We start from the raw sequence: 26073 nt of genomic DNA, 5'->3' as shown, positions 1-26073 counted from the left end.
ACCGAGACGACCTTGACCACTTCGACGACGGGGATGGCGTAAACAATGGTGAACGAGGAGAAGTACCTCGATTACCTCAAGCGGGCGACGGCCGACCTCCGCGAGGCGCGACGCAAGCTGCGCGAGGTGGAGGAGCGGGACCAGGAGCCGATCGCGGTCGTCGCGATGAGCTGCCGCTACCCCGGAGGCATCGACACCCCCGAACGGCTGTGGGAGCTCGTCGCCGACGGCGCCGACGCCGTCTCGCCGTACCCCGCCGACCGGGGATGGCCCGCCGAGGTCCTCTTCGACCCCGACCCCGACAGCGGCATCGAGGCCTACGAGCAGGTCGGCGGATTCCTCCACGACGCCCACCACTTCGACCCGGCGTTCTTCGGGATCTCCCCGCGCGAGGCCCTCGCCATGGACCCGCAGCAGCGGCTCCTGCTGGAGACCTCCTGGGAGGCCTTCGAACGCGCCGGCATCGACCCGGCCACGCTGCGCGGCAGCCGTACCGGCGTCTTCGCGGGCCTGATGTACCACGACTACGCCGCCCGGCTGTTCAGCGTCCCCGAGGAGATCGAGGGCTTCCTCGGCAACGGCAGCTCCGGCAGCATCGCCTCCGGCCGCATCGCCTACACGCTCGGCCTGGAGGGCCCGGCCGTCACCGTCGACACCGCGTGCTCCTCCTCGCTCGTCGCCGTCCACCTCGCCGCCCAGGCCCTGCGCAGTGGCGAGTGCACCCTCGCCCTCGCGGGCGGCGTCACCGTCATGTCGACGCCCGGCACCTTCACCGAGTTCAGCCGCCACCGCGGACTGGCCGGCGACGGCCGCTGCAAGTCCTTCGCCGCCGCCGCCGACGGCACCGGCTGGGGCGAGGGCGCCGGCATGCTCGTCCTCGAACGGCTCTCCGTCGCCCGCGAGAACGGCCACCCCGTCCTCGCCGTGATCCGCGGGACAGCCGTCAACCAGGACGGCGCCAGCAGCGGCCTGACCGCCCCCAACGGGCCCTCCCAGCAGCGGGTCATCCGCGAGGCGCTCGCCGGTGCCCGGCTCTCGCCCGCCCAGATCGACGCCGTGGAAGCCCACGGCACCGGCACGACCCTCGGCGACCCGATCGAGGCGCAGGCGCTCCTGGCCACGTACGGGCAGGACCGGCCGGACGACCGGCCGCTGCTGCTCGGCTCGATCAAGTCCAACATCGGGCACACCCAGGCCGCCGCCGGCGTCGCCGGGATCATCAAGATGGTCATGGCGATGCGGCACGGCGTGCTGCCCAAGACCCTGCACGTCGACGAGCCCACACCGAACGTCGACTGGTCGGAGGGCGCCGTCCGGCTGCTCACCGAGTCCGTACCGTGGCCCGAGACCGGCGCGCCCCGCCGCGCGGGCGTCTCCTCGTTCGGCATCAGCGGCACCAACGCCCACACCGTCGTCGAGCAGGCCCCCGAGCCGGCCCCCGCGCCTGAGCAGGCGGTCGCGCCCGAGCCGCCCGCCGCCGTGGCCCCCGTACCGCCACTGTGGAACCTCTCCGCCAAGTCACCGGCCGCCCTGCGCGCCCAGGCCGCGAAGCTGCACGCGCACCTGACCACCCACCCCGGCCTGCGCGCCGGGGACGTCGCGCACTCGCTCGCGAGCGGGCGCACCGACTTCGAGCACCGTGCGGTCCTCACCGCCGCCGACGAGCCCGGTCTCGTCCGCGCACTGGAATCCCTCGCCGCCCTCGACCCGGACGGATCGGCCCCGGGCGTCACCCTCGGCCGCCCGGTCGGCGGGAAGGCTGCCTTCCTGTTCACCGGGCAGGGCAGCCAGCGCCTGGGCATGGGGCGTGAGCTGTATGCGGCCTTCCCGGTGTTCGCGGCCGCGCTGGACGCGGTGGACGAGCGGCTGGATCTCGAACTGCCGTTGAAGGACGTCCTGTTCGGGGACGACGCGGCTGTGCTGGACCGGACGGAGTACGCGCAGCCGGCGCTGTTCGCGGTCGAGGTGGCGCTGTTCCGGCTGCTGGAGTCGTGGGGTGTGCGGCCGGACTTCCTGTCCGGTCACTCGATCGGTGAGATCGCGGCCGCGCACGTCGCCGGGGTGCTGTCCCTGGACGATGCGTGCACGTTGGTCGCGGCCCGTGGCCGCCTGATGCAGGAACTGCCCGCGGGCGGGGTCATGATCGCGCTGGAGGCGGCGGAGGACGAGGTCCTGCCGATGCTCACCGAGCGGGTGAGCATCGCGGCGGTCAACGGCCCGCGCTCGGTGGTCATCGCCGGTGACGAGGACGCCGCGACGGCGATCGCCGAGGCGTTCCCCGACCGCAAGACCAAGCGCCTGACGGTCAGCCACGCGTTCCACTCGCCGCACATGGACGGCATGCTCGACGCCTTCCGCCAGGTCGTGGCGGGGTTGTCCTTCGAGGCCCCCCGCATTCCGATCGTCTCCAACCTGACCGGCGCCCTCGTCACCGACGAGATGGGCTCCGCCGACTTCTGGGTCCGGCACGTCCGCGACGCCGTCCGCTTCCTCGACGGCATCCGCGCGCTCGCCGCCCGCAACGTCGTCCACTTCGTCGAGATCGGCCCCGACGCCGTCCTCTCGGCCCTCGCCCAGGACTGCCTGGCCGACGACGCCGACACGGCCGTCTTCGTACCCGTACTGCGTTCCGGCCGCCCCGAGAGCGGTACCCTGACCGGCGCCCTCGCCCGCCTGCACGTCCGCGGCACCGCCGTCGACTGGGCCGCCTACTACGCCGGAACCGGCGTGGAGCGCGTCGACCTGCCCACGTACGCCTTCCAGCGCGAGCCCTTCTGGCTCGACGCCGGACGCCCCCCTGGGGACGTCTCCGCGGCCGGTCTGGGAACCGCCGGCCATCCGCTGCTCGGCGCCGCCGTCGCCCTCGCGGACCTCGACGGCTTCCTCTACACCGGCCGGCTCTCGCTGGACACCCACGCCTGGCTCGCGGACCACACCGTCATGGGTTCGGTCGTGCTGCCCGGCAGCGCCTTCGTGGAGCTGGCCATCCGGGCCGGCGACCAGGTCGGCTGCGACCTCCTGGAGGAACTCACCCTGCACGCCCCGCTCGTCCTGCCCCAGGACGGCGGCGTCCAGCTCCAGCTGTGGGTCGGCGCGCCCGACGCCACGGGCCGCCGCCCCCTCGGCGTGCACTCCCGCCTTGAGCCGTCGGGTGACGCGCCCGCAGCCGACGACGACGCGGCCGAACGGCCGTGGACCCGGCACGCCGACGGTGTCCTCGCCGTCGGCGCCCCGCAGCCGTCGTTCGCCCCCGAGACCTGGCCCCCGGCCGGCGCCACGCCGCTGCCCGTCGAGGAGCTCTACTCCGGGCTCGCGGAGGCCGGACTCCACTACGGCCCCGCCTTCCAGGGCGTCCGCGCCGCCTGGGTGACCGGGGAAGCGGCCTATGTGGAGATCGACATCTCGGACGAACAGCGCGCCGACGCCTCCCTGTTCGGGCTGCACCCCGCCCTCCTCGACGCCGCCCTGCACACCATCGGCATCGCCGGACTCGTCGAGGACACCGGCCGCGGCCGGCTGCCGTTCTCCTGGACCGGGGTGTCCCTGCACGCCGTCGGCGCCTCCACGCTGCGCGTCCGGCTGTCCAAGGCCGGACCGGACACGGTGTCGCTCGCGCTCGCCGACGGCACCGGAGCGCCCGTCGCGGACATCGATGCGCTCACGCTGCGCACCGTGTCGGCCGGACAGCTCGACACCGGGGTGGGCGGCCCCCACGACTCCCTGTTCCAGGTGGAGTGGGTCCCGCTGCCCCTCCCCGCCCCCGCCGATGCCCCGGGCAGGGCCGACGAGCAGCGGCTGGTCCTTGACGGGCCGTCCGCCGCCGACGCGCTGGATGCGGCCCTCGACACCGGGGCGCCCGTCCCGGGCACCGTCCTCGTACGCCTGCCCGCCGCGCCGGAACTCACCCCCGAAGCCGTCCACACGGCCACGCACGGCACGCTCCGCCTGCTGCGGCGCTGGCTCGCCGACGACCGGCTCACCGACAGCCGGCTCGTCCTCCTGACCCGGGGCTCGGTCGCCGTCCGCACCGGCGACCGAGTACCCGACCCCGTTCACGCGGCCGTCTGGGGCCTGGTGCGCTCCGCGCAGTCCGAGCACCCGGGCCGCTTCGTCCTCGTCGACACCGACGTACCGCCCGCCGAGGTATCCGGGGCCGAGCTCGACGCCGTCCTCGCCGCGCAGGAGCTGCAGCTCGCCCTGCGCGAGGGCGCCGCGTACGCTCCCCGGCTGGCCAGGGTCGCCTCCGGCACTCCGACCGAGGCCCCCTCGTACGACCCCGAAGGCACCGTCCTCGTCACCGGGGCCGCCGGCACCCTCGGCCGGCTCGTCGCACGGCACCTCGTCGCCGAACGCGGCGTACGCCACCTGCTGCTGCTGAGTCGACGTGGCGACACGGCGCCCGGCGCGGCCGAGCTGACGCGCGAGCTCAACGAGCTCGGCGCCGACGTGACCTGGACCGCGTGTGACGCGGCGGACCGGGAGGCGCTCGGCGCCGCCCTGGCGGCGATACCCGCCGCGCGTCCGCTGCGCGCGGTCGTCCACACCGCCGGTGTCCTCGACGACGGCGTCATCGACTCGCTCACGCCCGAACGCCTCGACGCCGTCCTGCGGCCCAAGGCCGACGCCGCCCTCCACCTCCACGACCTGACCCGCGACCTCGGCCTGTCTGCGTTCGTCCTGTTCTCCTCGGCCGCCGGTGTGTTCGGCGCCCCCGGCCAGGGCAACTACGCCGCCGCCAACTCCTTCCTGGACGCCCTCGCCCAGCACCGCCGGGCCCGGGGCCTTCCGGCCGTCTCCCTGGCCTGGGGCCTGTGGGAGGACGCCGACGGGATGGCCGGCGCGCTGGACCAGGCCGACCTCGACCGGATGAAGCGCGGCGGCGTGCACGGCCTCACCGCGGCCGACGGCCTGGCCCTCCTCGACCTGGCCGACGCCCTGGCCGCGGCGGGCTCCGCGGCCGGCTCCGAGGCCGGCTCGGACGGTGCCGGTCAGGCCCTGCTCGTGCCGATGCGGCTCACGCTGCCCTCCGCCGGGGCGGGCGTGGCTCCGCTGCTGCGCGGGCTGGTCCGCACCCCCGTACGGCGCACCGCCGCGACCGGGACCGGCGGCGGGCGGGCCGGGACGCAGCAGTCCGCCCTGGAACGGAGCCTCCTCGGCCTCGACGCCCCCGGACGGGAGCGGCTGCTGCTCGACCTCGTCCGCGGCCACGTCGCCGACGTGCTCGGCCACGGCACCCCGGACGCCATCGAACCCGGACACGCCTTCAACGAGCTGGGCTTCGACTCCCTCACGGCCGTCGAACTGCGCAACCGGCTCGGCGCGGCCGTCGGCCGTCGGCTGCCCGCCACCCTGGTCTTCGACTACCCGACCTCGCTCACCCTGGCCCGTCACCTCTCCGCCGAACTCGGCGGGGACCGCCCCGCGGGCCAGGACGCGGCCGCCGGGCCCGGCTCCGGCGTCACCGGCGCTGACGACGATCCGATCGCGATCGTGGCGATGAGCTGCCGCTACCCGGGTGGAGTGACCACCCCGGAGGAGCTGTGGCGGCTGCTGGAGAGCGGCGGCGACGCCATCACCGGCTTCCCGGCCGACCGCGGCTGGGACGTCGAGTCGCTGTACCACCCCGACCCCGACCACCCGGGCACCTCCTACACCCGCCACGGCGGCTTCCTGCACGACGCCGCCGGATTCGACCCGACGTTCTTCGGGATCAGCCCGCGCGAGGCGGTCGGCACCGACCCGCAGCAGCGGCTGCTGCTGGAGACCACCTGGGAGGCCTTCGAACGCGCCGGCATCGACCCGGCCGACGTGCGCGGCAGCCGCACCGGCGTCTTCGCCGGCGTGATGTACCACGACTACGCCGCCCTGCTGGAGCGTTCGGCCGACGGCGCGGACGGCTCGCTCGGCTCCGGCAGCACGGGCAGCATCGCCTCGGGACGCGTCTCGTACACCTTCGGGCTCGAAGGCCCCGCCGTCACCATCGACACCGCGTGCTCCTCCTCGCTGGTCGCCCTGCACATGGCGATCCAGGCCCTGCGCACCCGCGAGTGCGACCTGGCCCTCGCCGGCGGTGTCACCGTCATGGCCACCCCGGGCACGTTCGTCGGCTTCAGCCGCCAGCGCGGCCTCTCCGCAGACGGCCGCTGCCGCGCCTTCTCGGCCGACGCGGACGGTACGGGTTGGGGTGAGGGCGTCGGCATGCTGCTCGTGGAGCGGCTGTCGGACGCGCAGCGCAACGGTCATCCGGTGCTGGCCCTGGTGCGTGGCTCCGCCGTCAACCAGGACGGTGCGAGCAACGGCCTGACCGCGCCCAACGGCCCCTCCCAGCAGCGGGTGATCCGGGCCGCCCTCGCGAGCGCCGGGCTGTCGGCCGCCGAGGTCGACGCGGTCGAGGCGCACGGCACGGGCACGACCCTCGGTGACCCCATCGAGGCGCAGGCCCTGCTGGCCACCTACGGCCAGCACCGCCCGGCCGACCAGCCGTTGCTGCTGGGCTCCATCAAGTCCAACCTCGGTCACACCCAGGCCGCGGCCGGTGTCGCGGGCGTCATCAAGATGGTGCTCGCCATGCAGCACGGCGTACTGCCCCGCACCCTGCACGCGGAGCAACCGTCGCCGCACGTGGACTGGACGGAAGGAGCCGTCAGCCTGCTGACGGCGCCGGTTCCGTGGCCGGAGACGGGCCGGCCGCGCCGGGCCGGTGTGTCGTCCTTCGGCATCAGCGGCACCAACGCCCACACGATCGTCGAGCAGCCGCCGGCCGAGGCCGCCCCGGCCGAAACGGAGGGCGTCAGCACGCCCACCGTGCTCGCGCTGCGCCTTTCGGGCCGCAGCGCGGACGCCGTGTCCGCGCAGGCCCGTACCCTGGGCGCCCACCTGGAGACCCACCCGGAGCTCGCGCTCACGGACCTCGCGTACTCCCTGGCCACGACCCGCGCCGGGTTCGACCACCGCGCCGTGGTCGTGGCCCGGGACCGCACCGAGGCCGTCACCGCCCTGGCCGCACTCGCCGACGGGCGGACGGTGCCCGGTCTGGTCCGGGGCACGGTCGCCAAGGGCGGCCGCACCGCGTTCCTGTTCACGGGGCAGGGGAGCCAGCGCCTCGGGATGGGGCGTGAGCTGTACGAGGCCTTCCCGGTGTTCGCGGCCGCGCTGGACGCGGTGTGCGCGAAGCTGGAACTGCCGCTGAAGGACGTCCTGTTCGGGGACGACGCGGCGCTGCTGGACGAGACGCGGTTCACCCAGCCGGCGCTGTTCGCGGTCGAGGTGGCACTGTTCCGCCTCCTCGAGTCGTGGGGTGTGCGGCCGGACTTCCTGTCCGGTCACTCCATCGGTGAGATCGCCGCCGCGCACGTGGCCGGGGTGTTCTCGCTGGAGGACGCCTGCACGCTGGTGGCGGCCCGGGGCCGGCTGATGCAGGCGCTGCCGTCGGGCGGTGTGATGATCGCGGTGCAGGCGTCGGAGGACGAGGTCCTGCCGCTGCTGACGGACCGGGTGAGCATCGCGGCCGTCAACGGGCCGCGCTCGGTGGTCATCGCCGGTGATGAAGACGCCGCGACGGCCGTTGTGGAGGCGTTCGCCGACCGCAAGACGAAGCGCCTGACGGTGAGCCACGCGTTCCACTCGCCGCACATGGACGGCATGCTCGACGCCTTCCGCCAGGTCGTGGCGGGGCTGTCCTTCGAGGCCCCCCACATTCCGATCGTGTCCAACCTGACCGGCGCCCTCGTCACCGACGAGATGGGCTCCGCCGAGTTCTGGGTGCGGCACGTCCGCGAGGCCGTCCGGTTCCTCGATGGCATACGCGCCCTGGAAGCCGCCGGGGTGACGACCTACGTCGAGCTCGGCCCCGACGGCACCCTGTCCGCCCTTGCCCAGGACTGCGCCACCGACGCGACCGGCGCCGACTTCGCCCCGACGCTGCGCGCGGACCGCTCCGAAGCGGAGACCGTCGCCACCGCCTTCGCCCGGGCACACGTGCGCGGCGTCGAAGCCGACTGGCACGCCTGGTTCGCCGGGACGGGCGCGCGACGCGTCGACCTCCCCACCTATCCCTTCCAGCGCGAGCGCTTCTGGCCGGAGACCGGCACCCCGCTGCCCGGCGACGCCACCGGCCTCGGCCTCGCGGCAGCCGGCCACCCGCTGCTGGGCGCGGCGGTGTCCCTCGCGGACGCCGACGGGTGCGTCCTCACGGGTCGGCTCTCGCTGCGCACCCACCCCTGGCTGGCGGACCACGCCGTCATGGGCTCCGTCCTCGTCCCGGGGACGGCCTTCGTCGAGCTGGCCCTGCACGCGGGCGAACGGGTCGGCGCCCCGGCCCTCGACGAGCTGACGCTCCAGGCACCGCTGGTCCTGTCGGACGCGGGCGACGCCGTCCAGGTACAGGTCACGGTCGGAGCACCGGACGCCTCGGGCCGCCGTGCGGTAGCCGTGTACTCCCGCGCGGCCGACACCGACGCCGACTCGGACGTCGACGACGAACCGTGGCGCCGGCACGCCTCCGGACTGCTGGTGGAGGACGTCCGTGCCGCCACCACCGACCTCGGCGTCTGGCCGCCCACGGGAGCGGTTCCCGTCCCCGTGGACGACGTGTACGAGCTGCTCGACGCCTCCGGACTCCGCTACGGGCCCCTGTTCCGGGGCCTGCGGGCGGCCTGGCGGCACGACGGCGCGCTGTTCGCCGAAATCGACCTGACCGGGCGCGCCCAGGCGGACGCCGACGCGTTCGGGCTCCACCCCGCCCTGCTCGACTCCGCGCTGCACACCCTGGCGCTCGACGGCGCCCTGACGGCAGGCCCGGAGGCCGACACCGCCGAAGGCGCCCGACTGCCCTTCGCGTGGAACGGCGTACGGCTGCACGCGGCCGGTGCCTCGGCGGCGCGCGTCCGTCTGGCTCCGGCCGGACACGGCGCGGTGTCACTGGAGCTCGCCGACTCCGCCGGTCAGCCGATCGCCTCGGTGGACTCGCTGGCCTTGCGGGCGGTCTCGCCCGAGCAGATCGGGGCGGCGCGCGGTGGTCGTCTGGAGTCGCTGTTCGAGGTCGAGTGGACGGCCGTGCCGCTCGCCCCGGTGCCGGCAGCCGGGCAGCGTCCTTGGGTGCTGCTCGGGGAGGGGCACTCCGGTCTGGACGCGGTGGGTGTGCGGTATGTGGCCCATGAGGGCGGTCTCGCGGCGCTCTCGGACCCGGCGTTGGTGTGTGTCCCACTGCCCCTGGTGGCTGATGCGGGGGATGTGTCGGGTGCGGTGCATGCGGCGACGGGTCGGGTGCTGGCGCTGGTGCAGGAGTGGCTGGCTGATGAGCGGTTCGCTGATGTGCGTCTGGTGTTCCTGACGCGGGGTGCGGTGGAGGCCGTACCGGGCGAGGGTGTGTCGGATCTGGTGCACGCTGCGGTGTGGGGTCTGGTGCGTTCGGCGCAGTCGGAGAATCCGGGGCGGATCGTCCTGGCCGACACGGACGGCACGGACGCGTCCTACCGTGCGCTGCCCGGCGTACTGGCTTCGGGTGAGTCCGAGGTCGCGGTGCGCGACGGTGCTGTGTTCGTGCCGAGGCTGGCGCGCGCCCTTGTGACCGGTGAGTCGACGGTCGAGTGGGATGCCGATGGCACGGTGCTGGTGACGGGTGCGAGTGGTTCGCTCGGCGGTCTGTTCGCCCGCCACCTGGTGACCGAGCACGGTGTACGGCGTCTGCTGCTCGTCAGCCGCCGTGGCGAGGCTGCGGAGTTGTCTGCCGAGCTCGCCGCTCTGGGTGCCGAGGTGTCGTGGGCCGCGTGTGATGTGGCCGACCGTGAAGCGCTCGCCACCGTGATCAAGGCCGTTCCCGCGGAGCACCCGCTGACGGCGGTCGTCCACACGGCCGGTGTTCTGGATGACGGTGTGGTCGGTTCGCTGACCGCCGAGCGGCTGTCGGCGGTGCTGCGGCCGAAGGTCGACGCGGCGTGGAACCTGCACGAGCTCACCCAGGATCTGGGCCTTTCCGCGTTCGTGTTGTTCTCGTCGGCGGCCGGTGTGTTCGGTGGTGCCGGGCAGGCCAACTACGCGGCCGGCAATGTGTTCCTGGATGCCCTGGCCGCCGAGCGTCGGGCGCGGGGTCTGGTGGCGACGTCCCTGGCTTGGGGGCTGTGGGCCGAGGCCGGCGGCATGGGTGGTGCCCTGGATGCCGAGGACGTGTCCCGGCTCGGCCGTGGTGGCGTCAACGCCCTCACCGCCGCCGAGGGCGTGGCGCTGTTCGACGCCGCCACCGCCACCGGGCAGCCGCTGCTCGTGCCGGTGAAGCTGGACCTGGCCGCCCTGCGGGCCCAGGCGGGCAGCGGCATGCTCCCGCCGCTGCTATCGGGCCTGGTCCGTACGCCCGCACGCCGCGCCGCCGGCGCCACCACCCCCGACGCATCCGGACCGGCGGCACGCCTCATCGGCCGGACGGACGCCGAACAGCAGCTCCTCGTACTGGACTTGGTACGCACCCAGGTCGCCGCGGTGCTCGGCTACGCCGGGCCCGAGGCGGTCGAGGCCGACCGTTCCTTCCGCGAGCTCGGCTTCGACTCCCTGACCGCCGTCGAGCTGCGCAACCTGATCGGCGCCGCCACCGGGCTGCGCCTGCCCGCCACCCTCGTCTTCGACTACCCGACCTCCACGGTCCTGGCCGACCACCTGCGGGCCGAGCTGCTCGGAGCGGTACCCGCCGCGCCGTCCGCACCGGTCGCCGTCGCCGTCCGCGACGACGAGCCGATCGCGATCGTGGGTCTGGGCTGTCGGTACCCCGGAGGCGTCGAGAGCCCGGAAGCGCTGTGGCGGCTCGTCCTGGAAGGCCGGGACGTCATCTCCGGCTTCCCCGACGACCGCGGCTGGGACGTCGACGGCCTCTTCGACACCGACGCCGGCCGCGAGGGTACGAGCTATGCCCGCGAGGGCGGCTTCCTCTCCGACGCCTCCGCCTTCGACCCGGCGTTCTTCGGGATCTCGCCGCGCGAGGCCGTGGCGATGGATCCGCAGCAGCGCCTGCTGCTGGAGACCTCCTGGGAGGCCTTCGAGCGGGCCGGCATCGACCCGCGGACCCTGCGCGGCAGCCGGACCGGCGTGTTCGCGGGCGTCATGTACCACGACTACGCCTCCCGCCTCGCGGCGCTGCCCGAGGGGGTCGAGGGCTTCCTCGGCACGGGCAACGCGGCCAGCGTCATCTCCGGCCGCCTCTCGTACACCTTCGGCCTGGAAGGCCCGGCGGTCACCGTCGACACCGCCTGCTCCTCCTCCCTGGTGGCCCTGCACCTCGCGGTGCAGGCCCTGCGCAGCGGGGAGTGCTCGCTCGCCCTGGCGGGCGGCGTGACCGTGATGGCGACACCCGCGGCCTTCGTGGAGTTCAGCAGGCAGCGGGGCCTGGCGGCCGACGGCCGCTGCAAGGCGTTCTCCGCCGACGCCGACGGGACGGGCTGGTCCGAGGGCGCCGGTGTGCTCCTGGTGGAGCGGCTCTCCGACGCCCGCCGCAACGGGCACCCGGTGCTGGCCGTGGTCCGGGGTACGGCGATCAACCAGGACGGTGCGAGCAACGGCCTGACCGCGCCCAACGGGCCCTCCCAGCAGCGCGTCATCCGCCAGGCGCTCTCCAACGCCGGTCTGTCCGCCGCCGAGGTGGACGCCGTGGAGGCGCACGGCACGGGTACGACCCTGGGTGACCCGATCGAGGCGCAGGCGCTCTTGGCCACGTACGGCCAGGACCGGCCGGCGGACCGGCCGCTGCTGCTCGGCTCCATCAAGTCCAACATGGGCCACACGCAGGCAGCCGCCGGTGTCGCCGGGATCATCAAGATGGTCATGGCGATGCGGCACGGAATGCTGCCCAAGACCCTGTACGTGGACCAGCCGACCCCGCACGTCGACTGGGCGGCGGGAGCGGTGACCCTCCTCGAGTCGGCCACGGACTGGCCGGAGACGGGTCGCCCGCGCCGGGCCGCCGTCTCCTCCTTCGGCTTCAGCGGCACCAACGCCCACGCCGTCATCGAGCAGGCCCCCGGGCCGGCGGAGCCCGAGGCGCGGCCCGAGCCGGCCCGCGTGCCCGGCAGCCTGCCGTGGCTCCTCTCGGCGAAGGACCCGCAGGCCCTGCGCGAGCAGGCCGCGCGCCTGGCCGCGCACGTGGCCGAGCACCCCGGGCTGTCCCCCGTGGACGTCGGTTACGCCCTGGCCACGAGCAGGACCGCCCTCGACCGGCGGGCCGCGGTGGTCGCGGAGGACCGTGAGGGCTTCCTCGCCGGTCTCGCCGCGCTCGCCGACGGCGACTGGACGGCCGGCCTGCTGGAAGGCTCGCCGACCGCCGGGAAGCTGGCCTTCCTGTTCACCGGGCAAGGCAGCCAGCGCCTGGGAACGGGCCGTGAGCTGTACGCGGCCCACCCGGTGTTCGCGGCCGCGCTGGACGCGGTGGACGAGCGGCTGGATCTCGAACTGCCTTTGAAGGACGTCCTGTTCGGGACGGACGCGGCGCTGCTGGACCGTACGGAGTACACCCAGCCCGCGCTGTTCGCGGTCGAGGTGGCGCTGTTCCGGCTGCTGGAGTCGTGGGGTCTGCGGCCGGACTTCCTGTCAGGTCACTCGATCGGTGAAATCGCCGCCGCGCACGTCGCCGGGGTGCTCTCCCTGGACGACGCGTGCGTGCTGGTCGCGGCTCGCGGGCGGTTGATGCAGGCGCTGCCGGCCGGCGGTGTGATGATCGCGGTCCAGGCGTCGGAGGACGAGGTCCTGCCGCTGCTGACGGACCGGGTGAGCATCGCGGCGGTTAACGGCCCTCAGTCGGTGGTCGTCGCGGGTGACGAGGACGCCGCGGCGGCGATCGCCGAGGCGTTCCCCGACCGCAAGACGAAGCGGCTCGCCGTCAGCCACGCGTTCCACTCGCCGCACATGGACGGCATGCTCGACGCCTTCCGCCAGGTCGTGGAAGGGCTGACGTACGGCGCCCCGCGCATCCCGGTCGTCTCCAACCTGACCGGTGCCCTCGTCACCGACGAGATGGCCTCCGCCGAGTTCTGGGTCCGGCACGTCCGCGAGGCGGTCCGCTTCCTCGACGGCATCCGGGCACTGGAAGCCGCCGGGGCGACGACGTACGTCGAACTCGGCCCCGAAGGCGTACTCTCCGCACTCGCTCAGGACTGCCTCACGCGCGACGGCGCGGCCTTCCTCCCCGTCCTGCGCGCGGACCGTCCCGAGGAAGCCACCCTCGGTGCGGCCCTCGCCCAGGCGCACCTGCGGGGCATCGCCGTCGACTGGGACGCGTACTACACGGGCACCGGCGCCCGCAGGGCGGACCTGCCCACCTACGCCTTCCAGCGGCAGCGCTACTGGCTGGAGGCGCCCGCCCACGCCCTCACGGGCGACGTCGCCTCCGCCGGGCTCGGCCCGACCGCGCACCCGCTCCTCGGGGCGGCGGTCGACCTGCCCGACTCGGACGGTTTCCTCTTCACCGGGCGCCTCTCCCTGCGCACCCACCCCTGGCTGGCCGACCACCGCGTCGCGGGCACCGTCCTGCTGCCGGGCGCCGCGCTGGTCGAACTGGCCGTCCGCGCGGGCGACCACGCCGGGTGCGGCCGCCTGGACGAGCTCACGCTGGAGGCGCCGCTGGTGCTGACGGAGACGGGCGGGACGCAGCTGCGGCTCGCCGTGGCCGAGCCGGACGCGCGGGGCCGCCGGGCCTTCCAGGTCTACTCGCGCCCCGAGCAGATCACCCCCGACGAGCCGTGGACCCGTCACGCCGAGGGCGTCCTGGCCCCCGACGCCCCGGACGACCCCGACGCCACGGACCCCCGGTACACCGGCGTCCAGGCCCTGGGGGAGTGGCCGCCGGCCGGAGCCGTCGCCTGCCCCGTCGACGACCTGTACCCGGGCTTCGACGCCATCGGACTCGGCTACGGCCCCGCCTTCCGGAACCTGCGCCGGGCCCACCGGCTCGGCGACGAGGTGTTCGCCGAGGTCGCCCTCGACGAGGACCGCCTCCCGGAAGCCGCCCCGTACGGACTCCACCCGGCGCTGCTCGACGCCGCCCTGCACGCCGTCGGGCTCGGGGAGTTCTTCCCCGAGGGCCCGCAGGGCGCCCGGCTGCCGTTCTCCTGGGACGGCGTACGGCTGCACGCCGCCGGCGCCGCCGCGCTGCGCGTACGGATGGCACCGGCCGGCCGGGACGCGGTGAAGCTGACCCTGTGGGACGGGACCGGAGCCCCGGTCCTGACCGTCGACTCGCTCGTGCTGCGCCCCTTCGCCGCCGACGGCATCGCCGCCGCCGGTTCCGGCACCGGCCCCGTCCGCGAGGCGCTGTTCCAGGTCGACTGGACGGCGCTGGCGCTGCCCGAGCTGCCGCCGGGCTCCGGCGACGACCGGGTGGCACTGCTCGGCGCGGACCCGCTGGGGACCGGCGCCGGTCTGGAACGGGCCGGATTCCTCGAAGACCCGCACGGATCGGCGTACCCGGACCTGAACGCCCTGGGCGAGGCCTTCGACATGGCCGAGGCGCTGGGGGAGCCGGCACCGGAGACGGTCCTCCTCTCCCTGGCGTCCGACCTCACCGCGCCGGCCCCCGCCCCGGCCGCACACGCCGCGACCGCGCACGCCCTGGACCTCGTCCAGGGGTGGCTGGCGGACGAGCGGTTCGCGGCGTCCCGGCTCGTGGTCGTCACCCGCGGCGCCATCGCCGCCGACCCCGACGAGGACGTTACCGACCTCGCGCACGCCGCGGTGTGGGGCCTGGTGCGCTCCGCGCAGGCCGAGCACCCCGGTCGGTTCGTCCTGGTCGACCTCGACGGCGAGGACCCCTCCTACGGGGCCCTGCCCGCCGCGCTCGCCACCGACGAGACCCAGCTCGCCCTGCGCGGGGGAACCGTACGCGCGCCCCGCCTGGCCCGCGCCGCCCTCACCGCGTCCGCGGCCCCGTCCGAGGACGCCACCCGCACCGTCGGTCCCGGCGGCACGGTCCTGATCACCGGGGCCACCGGCAGCCTGGGCGGCCTGCTCGCCCGGCACCTCGTCGCCGAGCACGGCGTACGGCACCTGCTGCTCACCAGCCGTCGCGGCGCGGCGGCCGACGGTGCCCCCGAACTCGCCGACGAGCTGACCGCGTCGGGCGCCCAGGTCACCTGGGCGGCCTGTGACGCGGCCGACCGGGACGCGCTGGCCGCCGTACTCAAGGCCATCCCGGCGCAGCACCCGCTGACGGCCGTCGTGCACACCGCGGGTGTGCTCGACGACGGCACCGTCACCTCGCTGACGCCCGAGCGGATCGCGAAGGTGCTGCGGCCCAAGGCCGACGCGGCATGGAACCTGCACGAGCTGACCCGGGACCTCGACCTGGCGGCGTTCGTCCTGTTCTCCTCGGCGGCCGGCGTGTTCGGCAACGCCGGCCAGGCCAACTACGCGGCCGGCAACACCTTCCTCGACGCGCTCGCCCAGCACCGCCGGGCACAGGGCCTGGCGGGCCTCTCGCTCGCCTGGGGCCTGTGGGACGACGAGGCCGGCATGGCCGCCACCCTCGACGAGCAGGACCGGCGGCGCCTCGACCGCGGCAGCATGAACGCGCTGTCGGCGGGCGACGGGCTGGCCCTCTTCGACGCCGCCGTGCGGGCGGGGACGGCCGCCGCCGCCGATGCCGGGGAACCGGGGGCCGCGAGCCTGCTCGTGCCCGCCCGGATCGACCTGGCCGCCCTCCAGGCCCAGGTGGGCGACACCGTCGCCCCGCTGCTGCGCGGCCTGCTCCGTACGCCCGTACGGCGCAGGACGAGCGGCGGCGCCCCGGCGGACGCCCCGGGGACGCTCGCGGAGCGGCTGGCCCAACTCCCGCCCGCCGAACGGGACCGGGTGCTGCTCGACACGGTCTGCACCCACGTCGCCCAGGTACTGGGCCACAACGGCGCGGCCGCCATCGAACCGGGCAGCGCGTTCAAGGAGCTGGGCTTCGACTCGCTCACCGCGGTCGAACTGCGCAACCGGCTCGGCGCGGCCACCGGACTCCGGCTCCCGGCCACGCTCATCTTCGACTACCCGACCCCCGAGCAGCTCAGCGGATACCTGCGCTCCGCCCTGCCCCTCGGCGCCGACGGACCCACCGTCTTCGGCGAACTCGACCGGCTGGAGACCGCCCTGGGCGCGGTGGACGCGACGGAGGCGGACACCGTCACCCGCTCGCGGATCACGATGCGACTCCAGGCCCTCATGGCCAAGTGGAACGCCGGCCAGGACACCGGACGGCACACCGGCGCCGACGAGGACACCGACGACGACCTCGACGCGGTGACCGACGACGAGCTCTTCGACCTGCTCGACGACGAACTCGGCGCCTGAGCACGCCGGGCGGGGCACCCCGCCCCGCCCGGCAACCCGAACACCCCACGGACAGACCCGTACGACCGCCTCTCTGGCATGGAGCCCACGCACATGGTGAACGAGGACAAGCTTCGCGACTACCTCAAGCGGGCGACCGCCGATCTGCGCCAGGCCCGCAGGCGGTTGCGCGAGGTAGAGGAGCAGAACCAGGAACCCGTCGCGATCGTCGCGATGAGCTGCCGCTACCCCGGCGGCGTCCGCACCCCCGAGGACCTGTGGCGGCTCGTCGCCGACGGCGACGACGCCATCTCCGGGTTCCCCGTCGACCGCGGCTGGGACGTGGAGTCGCTCTACGACGCCGACCCCGACAGCGCCGGATCCAGCTACGTCAGCGAGGGCGGATTCCTCTACGACGCCGCCCGCTTCGACCCCGCCCCCTTCGGGATCTCCCCGCGCGAGGCCCTGGCCATGGACCCGCACCAGCGGCTCCTGCTGGAGACCTCCTGGGAGGCGTTCGAGCGGGCCGGCATCGACCCGACGTCCCTGCGCGGCAGCCGGACCGCCGTCTTCGCCGGCGTGATGTACCACGACTACACCGCCCGCCTGGACTCGGTCCCCGAGGGCGTCGAGGGCTTCCTCGGCACCGGCAGCTCCGGCAGCATCGCCTCCGGCCGCGTCGCGTACACCTTCGGCCTCGAAGGCCCGGCCGTCACCGTCGACACCGCCTGCTCCTCCTCCCTGGTCACCCTGCACCTGGCCGTGCAGGCCCTGCGGGCGGGGGAGTGCACCATGGCCCTCGCCGGCGGTGTCACCGTGATGGCGACCCCGGCCACCTTCACCGAGTTCAGCCGCCAGCGCGGGCTCGCCGCCGACGGCCGCTGCAAGCCCTTCGCCGCAGCCGCCGACGGCACCGGCTGGGGCGAGGGCGTCGGCATGCTCCTGGTGGAGCGGCTGTCGGACGCCCAGCGCAACGGGCACCCGGTGCTGGCAGTGATCCGCGGGTCCGCGATCAACCAGGACGGCGCGAGCAACGGCCTGACCGCACCCAACGGGCCGTCCCAGCAGCGCGTCATCCACCAGGCGCTCACCAACGCCCGTCTGACGACGGCCGAGGTGGACGTCGTGGAGGCGCACGGCACGGGTACGACCCTGGGCGACCCGATCGAGGCGCAGGCGCTCCTGGCCACCTACGGGCAGGACCGGCCGGCGGACCGGCCGCTGCTGCTCGGCTCCATCAAGTCCAACATCGGCCACACGCAAGCCGCCGCCGGTGTCGCGAGCATCATCAAGATGGTCGAGGCGATGCGGCACGGCGTCGTACCGAAGACCCTCCACCTCGACGAGCCGACCCCGCACGTGGACTGGGAGGCGGGCGCCGTCTCCCTGATCGGCGAGAACCTGCCCTGGCCGCGAACCGGTGCCCCGCGTCGTGCGGGTGTGTCGTCGTTCGGGTTCAGCGGGACGAACGCGCATGTGATCGTGGAGCAGGCGCCGGAGGCGGTCGCGGATGCGGCTGAGGCCGACGTTCGCCATGGGATGCCGGTGGTGCCGTGGGTGCTGTCGGGTAAGAGTGCGGGGGCATTGCGGGGGCAGGCGGAGCGGCTCGTTGGTTGGCTGGCGGGTGTGCCGGGTGTGGATCCGGTGGATGTGGGTTGGTCGTTGGCGTCGACGCGTGCGGGGTTGGATCACCGGGCGGTGGTGCTGGGTGATCACGCGGCTGGTGTGGCGGCGGTGGCGTCGGGTTCGATGGCGGCTGGTGTGGTGTCGGGGTCGGTCGTCGGTGGCAAGACGGCGTTCGTGTTCCCGGGTCAGGGCTCGCAGTGGCTGGGCATGGCGGTGGGCCTGCTGGAGTCGTCGCCGGTGTTTGCTGCCCGGGTGGGGGAGTGTGCGAAGGCGCTGGAGCCTTTCACCGACTGGTCGTTGACCGACGTTCTGCGTGGTGTCGAGGGTGCGCCTTCCCTTGATCGGGTGGATGTGGTGCAGCCGGCGCTGTTCGCGGTGATGGTGTCGTTGGCGGAGGTGTGGCGTGCGGCGGGTGTGCGTCCGGGTGCGGTGATCGGGCATTCGCAGGGTGAGATCGCGGCGGCGTGTGTGGCCGGGATCCTGTCTCTGGAGGATGCGGCGCGTGTGGTGGCTCTGCGGAGTCAGGTGATCGGCCGTGTGCTGGCGGGTCTGGGCGGCATGGTGTCGGTGCCGCTGCCGGCGAAGGAGGTGCGTGAGCGGATCGCGTCGTGGGGTGAGGAGCGGATCTCCGTCGCGGCCGTCAACGGTCCCTCCTCGGTCGTGGTGTCGGGTGAGGTCCAGGCCCTGGACGAGCTGCTTGCTTCCTGTGAGGCGGATGGTGTTCGTGCCAAGCGGATTGCCGTGGACTATGCCTCGCACTCCGCTCAGGTGGAGCTGCTCCGTGAGGAGCTCGACACTCTCCTCGCCCCGATCGTCCCGCGGGCGGCTGAGGTTCCGTTCTTGTCGACGGTGACGGGGGAGTGGGTCAGCGGTACCGAGCTGGATGCCGGTTACTGGTTCCGCAACCTGCGTCAGACCGTCGAGCTGGAGCAGGCCACCCGCACCCTCCTCGAGCAGGGCTTCGGTGTGTTTATCGAGTCGAGTCCGCATCCGGTGTTGACGGTCGGCATGCAGGAGACTGTCGAGGACGCGGGCCGTGAGGCCGCGATCCTGGGTTCCCTGCGGCGTAACGAAGGTGGCCTGGAGCGTTTCTGGCTCTCCCTGGGGGAGGCGTATGTCCGTGGTGTGGCCGTGGACTGGGACGCCGTCTTCGCCGACACCGGCGCTCAGCGCCTCGACCTCCCCACCTACGCCTTCCAACAGGAGCACTTCTGGCTGGAGTCCGGTACCGCCCCGGACGCCGGGCCCGCCATGTCCTCGTCCGACGCCGCCGACGCCCACTTCTGGGAAGCCGTGGAGCGCCAGGACGTGGCCGCCCTCACCGCCGAGCTGGCCATCTCAGGGGACGAGACGCTCACCGCCCTCCTGCCCGCGCTGTCCTCCTGGCGGCGCCGGCGGCAGGAGCGCTCCACGGTCGACGGCTGGCGCTACCGGATCACCTGGAAGCCGGCTCCCGAGCCCGCCGCCACCCGTCTCACCGGCACCTGGCTCGTCGCGGTCCCCGAGGCCGGTGAGGGGGCCGACGCCGTCGTGCGCGCGCTCGCCGAACACGGCGCCGACGTACGGCGGATCGCGGTTCCCCGTACCCACGACGCACGTGCCGAACTGGTCGAGCGGATCCGTGAGGCGCTCGCCGACGGACCCGCCGCATCGGGTGTGCTGTCCCTCCTGACCCCCGCCGGGGACGAAGCGGAGCCGATCGGCTCGGCCGCGCCCGCCGGGGTCATCGCCACCCTCTCCCTCGTCCAGGCCCTCGGTGACGCCGACGTCGCCGCCCCGCTCTGGTGCGTCACCCGTGGGGCGGTCTCCGTGGGCCGTTCCGAGCAGCAGGCCGATCCCGCGCAGGCCCCGATCTGGGGACTCGGCCGCGTCACGGCCCTGGAGCACGGCGAGCGCTGGGGCGGTCTCGTCGACCTGCCCGCGCAGGCCGACGCCCGCGCGCTCGGACGACTCGTCGGCGTGCTGGCCGGGGACGCCGCCGAGGACCAGGTGGCTGTCCGGTCGTCGGGCCTGTTCGTACGACGTCTCGTGCGAGCCGGGCTCGCCGAGACCCCGGCGGTGCGCGAGTGGCGTCCGGCCGGGACGACGCTGGTGACCGGCGGTACGGGCGCGCTCGGCGCGCACGTGGCCCGCTGGCTCGCTTCGAACGGCGCCGAGCACCTGATCCTGACCAGCCGCCGCGGGGCCGACGCGCCCGGCGCAGACGGGCTGCGCGACGAACTGACGGCCCTCGGCGCCCGGGTCACGCTCGCCGCCTGCGACGTCAGCGACCGCGACGCCCTCGCCGACCTCCTCGCCTCCGTCCCCGCCGACCAGCCGCTCACCGCCGTCGTGCACACGGCCGCCGTCCTCGACGACGGCGTCATCGAGGCGCTCACGCCCGAGCAGGTCGAGCGGGTCCTGCGGGTCAAGGTCGATGCCACGCTGCACCTGCACGAGCTGACCCGCGACCTCGACCTGTCCGCGTTCGTCCTCTTCTCCTCCTTCGCCGCCACGTTCGGCGCCCCCGGCCAGGGCAACTACGCGCCGGGCAACGCGTTCCTCGACGCCTTCGCCGAGTACCGGCGCGCCGCCGGGCTGCCCGCCACCTCCCTCGCCTGGGGCCCGTGGGGTGACGGAGGCATGGCCGAAGGCGCCGTCGGCGACCGGATGCGCCGCCACGGCGTCATCGAGATGGCCCCCGAGCGGGCCGTCAGCGCGCTCCAGCACGCCCTGGACCGCGACGAGACCACCCTGACCGTCGCGGACATGGAGTGGAAGCGGTTCGTCCTGGCCTTCACCTCAGGCCGCGCCCGGCCGCTGCTGCACGACCTGCCCGAGGCGCTACAGGCCATGGAGCACGCCCGTACCGACGCGTCCGAGGACAGCGGCAGCGCCGCCGTGCTCACCCGGCAGCTCGCCGGGCAGCCCGAGGCCGAGCAGGAACGGCTGCTGCTGGAGCTGGTCCGTACGGCCGTCGCCGCCGTCCTCGGCTACGCCGGGCCCGACGCCGTCGAGGCCGGCCGGGCGTTCAAGGAGCTGGGCTTCGACTCCCTCACCTCCGTCGAGCTGCGCAACCGCCTGAACGCCGCCGCCGGCCTCAAGCTGCCGCCCACCCTCGTCTTCGACTACCCGACGCCCACCGTCCTCGCCCGCCACCTGCGGGCCGAGCTCGCCGGGCAGGGCGCGGCCGGCGCCACGCCCGTACCGGCGGCCTCCGCCTCCGTGTCCGACGCCGAGCCGATCGCCGTCGTCGCGATGAGCTGCCGCTTCCCCGGCGGCGTCCGAAGCCCCGAGGAGCTGTGGCAGCTGCTCGCCTCCGGCGGTGACGCCCTTTCGCAGTTCCCCGCCGACCGCGGCTGGGACGTCGAGGCGCTGTACGACCCCGACCCCAACGCGCAGGGCACGTCCTACACCCGCGAGGGCGGGTTCCTCTCCGACGCGGCCGCGTTCGACCCGGCGTTCTTCGGGATCTCCCCGCGCGAGGCGCTCGCCATGGACCCGCAGCAGCGGCTGCTGCTGGAGACCACGTGGGAGGTCTTCGAGCGGGCCGGGATCGACCCGCAGACCCTCCGCGGCAGCCAGTCCGGCGTGTTCGTCGGAACCAACGGCTCCGACTACTCCCACCTCGTACGGGGCGCCGCTGACGGCCTCGAAGGCCACCTGGCCACCGGCAGCGCCGGCAGTGTCGTCTCCGGCCGGCTCTCGTACACCTTCGGCCTGGAGGGCCCGGCGGTCACCGTCGACACGGCTTGCTCGGCCTCGCTGGTCGCCCTGCACCTCGCGGTGCAGGCGCTGCGCAGCGGCGAGTGCTCCATGGCCCTGGCCGGCGGTGTGACGGTCATGTCCACGCCTGGCACCTTCATCGAGTTCAGTCGCCAGCGCGGACTGTCCACCGACGGCCGCTGCAAGGCGTTCTCCGCCGACGCGGACGGCTTCAGCCCGGCCGAGGGCGTCGGCATGCTGCTCGTGGAGCGGCTGTCGGACGCGCGGCGCAACGGCCACCCGGTGCTGGCCGTGGTCCGGGGTACGGCGATCAACCAAGACGGTGCGAGCAACGGCCTGACCGCGCCGAACGGCCCCTCCCAGCAGCGCGTGATCCGCCAGGCCCTGGCCAACGCCCGTCTGACGACGGCCGAGGTGGACGTCGTGGAGGCGCACGGCACGGGTACGACCCTGGGCGACCCGATCGAGGCGCAGGCGCTGCTGGCGACCTACGGCCAGGACCGCCCGGCGGACCGGCCGCTGCTGCTCGGCTCCGTCAAGTCCAACATCGGCCACGCCCAGGCTGCCGCCGGTGTCGCCGGTGTGATGAAGATGGTGCTGGCCATGCAGCACGGCGTGCTGCCGCAGAGCATCCACATCGCCGAGCCGACCCCGCACGTGGACTGGAGCGCGGGCGAGGTCGCCCTGCTGACCGAACAACGGGCCTGGCCCGAGACCGGTGGCCGGCCCTGGCGCGCGGGAGTGTCGTCGTTCGGGTTCAGCGGGACCAACGCCCATGCCATCATCGAGCAGGCCCCCGCGGAACAGGGGTCCGACGAGCCGGGGACCCCTGCGTCGTCGACCCCCCACCCCCTACTGACCGCGACGACCCCGCAGGACCCCGGTTCCGACCGGCGGACCCCGCTGCCATGGCCGCTGACGGCCAAGACCGAGAAGGCGCTGCGCGGCCAGGCGGAACGCCTGCTGAACCACCTCTCCACCCGCCCCGACCTGCGAAGCGTCGATGTCGGCCACTCGCTGGCCACCACCCGTACGGCGCACGACCGGCGCGCGGTACTGATCGGCCGGGAACCCGAGGAACACCTCGTGGGCCTGGCCGCCCTGGCCGCCGGAGGCACCGCACCCCAGCTCGTCCAGGGGTCGGTCATCGGGGGCAAGACCGCGTTCGTGTTCCCCGGACAGGGGTCGCAATGGGTGGGCATGGCGGTGGCGCTGTTGGACGCTTCACCCGTGTTTGCTGCCCGGGTGGATGAGTGTGCGAAGGCGCTGGAGCCCTTTACCGACTGGTCGTTGGTGGATGTGCTCCGGGGCGCCGATGGCGCGCCCTCGCTCGACCGGGTGGATGTCGTACAGCCCGCGCTGTTCGCGGTGATGGTGTCCCTCGCCGAGGTGTGGCGTGCGGCGGGTGTGCGTCCAGGTGCGGTGATCGGGCATTCGCAGGGTGAGATCGCGGCGGCGTGTGTGGCCGGGATCCTGTCCCTGGAGGATGCGGCGCGTGTGGTGGCTCTGCGGAGTCAGGCGATCGGCCGTGTGCTGGCGGGTCTGGGCGGCATGGTGTCCGTTCCGCTGCCGGCGAAGGAGGTGCGTGAGCGGATCGCACCGTGGGGTGAGGAGCGGATCTCCGTCGCGGCCGTCAACGGTCCCTCCTCGGTCGTGGTGTCGGGTGAGGTCCAGGCCCTGGAGGAGCTTCTGGCCTCTTGTGAGGCGGATGGTGTTCGTGCCAAGCGGATTGCCGTGGACTACGCCTCCCACTCCGCCCAGGTGGAGCTCCTCCGCGAGGAGCTCGACACTCTCCTCGCCCCGATCGTCCCCCAGGCCGCGGAGGTTCCGTTCCTCTCCACGGTCACCGGGGAGTGGGTTAGTGGTACCGAGCTGGATGCCGGTTACTGGTTCCGCAACCTGCGTCAGACCGTCGAGCTGGAGCAGGCCACCCGCACCCTCCTCGAGCAGGGCTTCGGTGTGTTTATCGAGTCGAGTCCGCATCCGGTGTTGACGGTCGGCATGCAGGAGACCGTCGAGGACGCCGGCCGCGAAGCCGCGATCCTGGGCTCCCTGCGCCGCAATGAAGGCGGCCTGGAGCGTTTCTGGCTCTCCCTCGGCGAGGCCTACGTCCGTGGCGTGGCCGTGGACTGGGACGCCGTCTTCGCGGGCACCGGCGCTCAGCGCGTGGACCTCCCCACCTACGCTTTCCAGGCGCAGCGGTTCTGGCCCGAGGCCGCGCCGGTCGAAGCCGGTGAGCTGACCGGCGAGAGCGTGATCGACGCCCGCTTCTGGGACGCCGTCGAACGCGAGGACCTCGCCGCGCTCACCGCCGAACTGCGGATCGAGGGCGACCAGCCCCTGACCGCCCTGCTCCCCGCGCTCTCCTCGTGGCGGAGGCAGAGCCGCGAGCAGTCCACGGTCGACGGCTGGCGCTACCGGGTCACCTGGAAGGCCCTCGCCGAAGCCGCCAGCACCCGGCTCTCCGGCACCTGGCTGGTCGTCGCGCCCGAGGCGGTCTCCGGCCCGGCCGGTGACACGGCCGCCGCTGTCCTTCGTACGCTCGCCGGCCGCGGCGCGGAGGTCCGTACCGTCACCGTGGCCGCCGACGCGGCCGGCCGGGACGCGCTGACCGCCGCCCTGAAGGCCGCCACGGACGGGGCGACCGCCCCCGCCGGGGTGCTGTCCCTCCTCGCCCTCGGCGACCAAGGGGCCGCGCTGCGCACGCACGGCGGGCTCCTCGGCACCGCCGCGCTCGTCCAGGCCCTCGGGGACGCCGACGTCGCCGCGCCCTTGTGGTGCGTCACCCGCGGCGCCGTGTCCGTCTCCCGCTCCGAGCGGCTCCAGGATCCGGCGCAGGCCCTCCTGTGGGGCTTCGGCCGCACCGCCGCGCTGGAATTCCCCGACCGCTGGGGGGGTCTGCTCGACCTGCCCGCGCAGGCCGACGACCGGACCCTCGAACGGCTCGTGGGCGTACTGGCCGGTGACGGCTCCGAGGACCAGGTGGCGCTCCGCGCCTCCGGTCTGTTCGGCCGGCGGCTGGTGCACGCCCCGCTCGCCGACGCGCCGGCCGCGCCCGAGTGGCGTCCGGCCGGGACCACGTTGGTGACCGGCGGCACGGGCGCGCTCGGCGCGCACGTGGCCCGCTGGCTCGCTTCGAGCGGTGCCGAGCACCTGATCCTGACCAGCCGCCGCGGGGCCGACGCGCCCGGCGCGGACGGGCTGCGCGACGAACTGACGGCCCTTGGCGCCCAGGTCACGCTCGCCGCCTGCGACATGGCCGACCGGGACGCGGTAGCGGCCCTCCTGGCCTCCGTCCCCGCCGACCGGCCGCTGACCGCCGTCGTGCACACCGCCGGTGTCCTCGACGACGGGGTCATCGACGGGCTGACCCCCGAGCGGTTCGCGACCGTGCTCGCCCCCAAGGCGGACGCGGCGCTCACCCTCCACGAACTGACCCGCGACCTCGACCTGTCCGCGTTCGTGCTCTTCTCCGGAGTCGCCGGCACCCTCGGCGACGCCGGGCAGGGCAACTACGCGGCCGCCAACTCCTACCTGGACGCCCTCGCCGAACAGCGGCACGCCGACGGCCTGCCCGCGACCTCGGTGGCCTGGGGCCGGTGGGGTGACAGCGGACTGGCCGCGGGCGGCGCCATCGGGGAGCGGCTCGACCGCGGCGGCGTGCCGGCCATGGCGCCGCGCGCCGCGATCCGGGCGCTCCAGCAGGCCCTCGACCACGCCGAGCCGGCCGTAGCCGTCGCCGACATCCAGTGGGAGCGGTTCACGCCGGGCTACACCGCGGTACGGCCCAGCCCGTTCCTCGCGGACCTGCCCGAGGTGCGGCGGCTCGCGCAGGCCGCCCCGGCCGCCGGTGAGGCGGGCGGCGAGGGTTCCCCGGCCGAGGCGCTGCGCCGACGGCTGTCGGTGATGCCGCAGGCCGAACAGGCCCTGGCCGTACTGGAACTGGTTCGCTCGCACGCGGCGACCGCGCTCGGGCACCCCACCACCGACGAGGTGGGCGCGGGCCGCGCGTTCAAGGAGCTCGGCTTCGACTCCCTGATCGCGCTGGAGCTCCGCAACCGCCTGAACGCGGCCACCGGGCTGAAGCTCCCGGCGACGCTGGTCTTCGACCACCCGACCCCCGCGGTCCTGGCCGAGTTCCTGCGCGCCGAGATCGTCCAGGACGGCAGCACCGCGGCCGCGCCCGGCATCGCGGAACTGGAAAAGCTCGAATCCACGCTGTCCGTCCTCGAACCGGACGGGGAGACGCGGGCCGACATCGCCTCGCGCCTGCAGGCCCTCCTCGCGAAATGGGGTGAACCGCAAGCCCCTTCGAGCAGCGGGGCCGTGGCCGAGAAGCTCCAGGAAGCCACGACCGACGAGCTCTTCGACTTCATCGAGAACGAGCTCGGTATCTAGCAGCACAGCGGACAGCAGGCAGTAGCAGCGCAAGGGTTTGTGACGAACATGGGTGAGGTT

General features: G+C 74.2%; 2 protein-coding genes. Both read left to right on the top strand.

Translation table 11 applies throughout. The annotated features are described in order from the left end of the window. Window positions 1-45: 45 nt before the first annotated feature. Window positions 46-16305 (top strand): type I polyketide synthase, encoded by a 16260-nt coding sequence (locus tag OG386_RS02295; RefSeq protein ID WP_328786492.1) that lies wholly within the window; start codon window positions 46-48, stop codon window positions 16303-16305. 93 nt (window positions 16306-16398) lie between these two features. Next, a complete protein-coding gene (locus tag OG386_RS02290) occupies window positions 16399-26013 on the top strand; it encodes a type I polyketide synthase (RefSeq protein ID WP_328786491.1) in 9615 nt (3204 codons plus the stop codon). Window positions 26014-26073 lie beyond the last annotated feature (60 nt).

Source organism: Streptomyces sp. NBC_00273 (assembly GCF_036178145.1).
Lineage (GTDB): Bacteria > Actinomycetota > Actinomycetes > Streptomycetales > Streptomycetaceae > Streptomyces.
The sequence above is the reverse complement of the archived record's forward strand: the minus strand, read 5'-3'. Positions and strand labels throughout refer to the sequence as shown.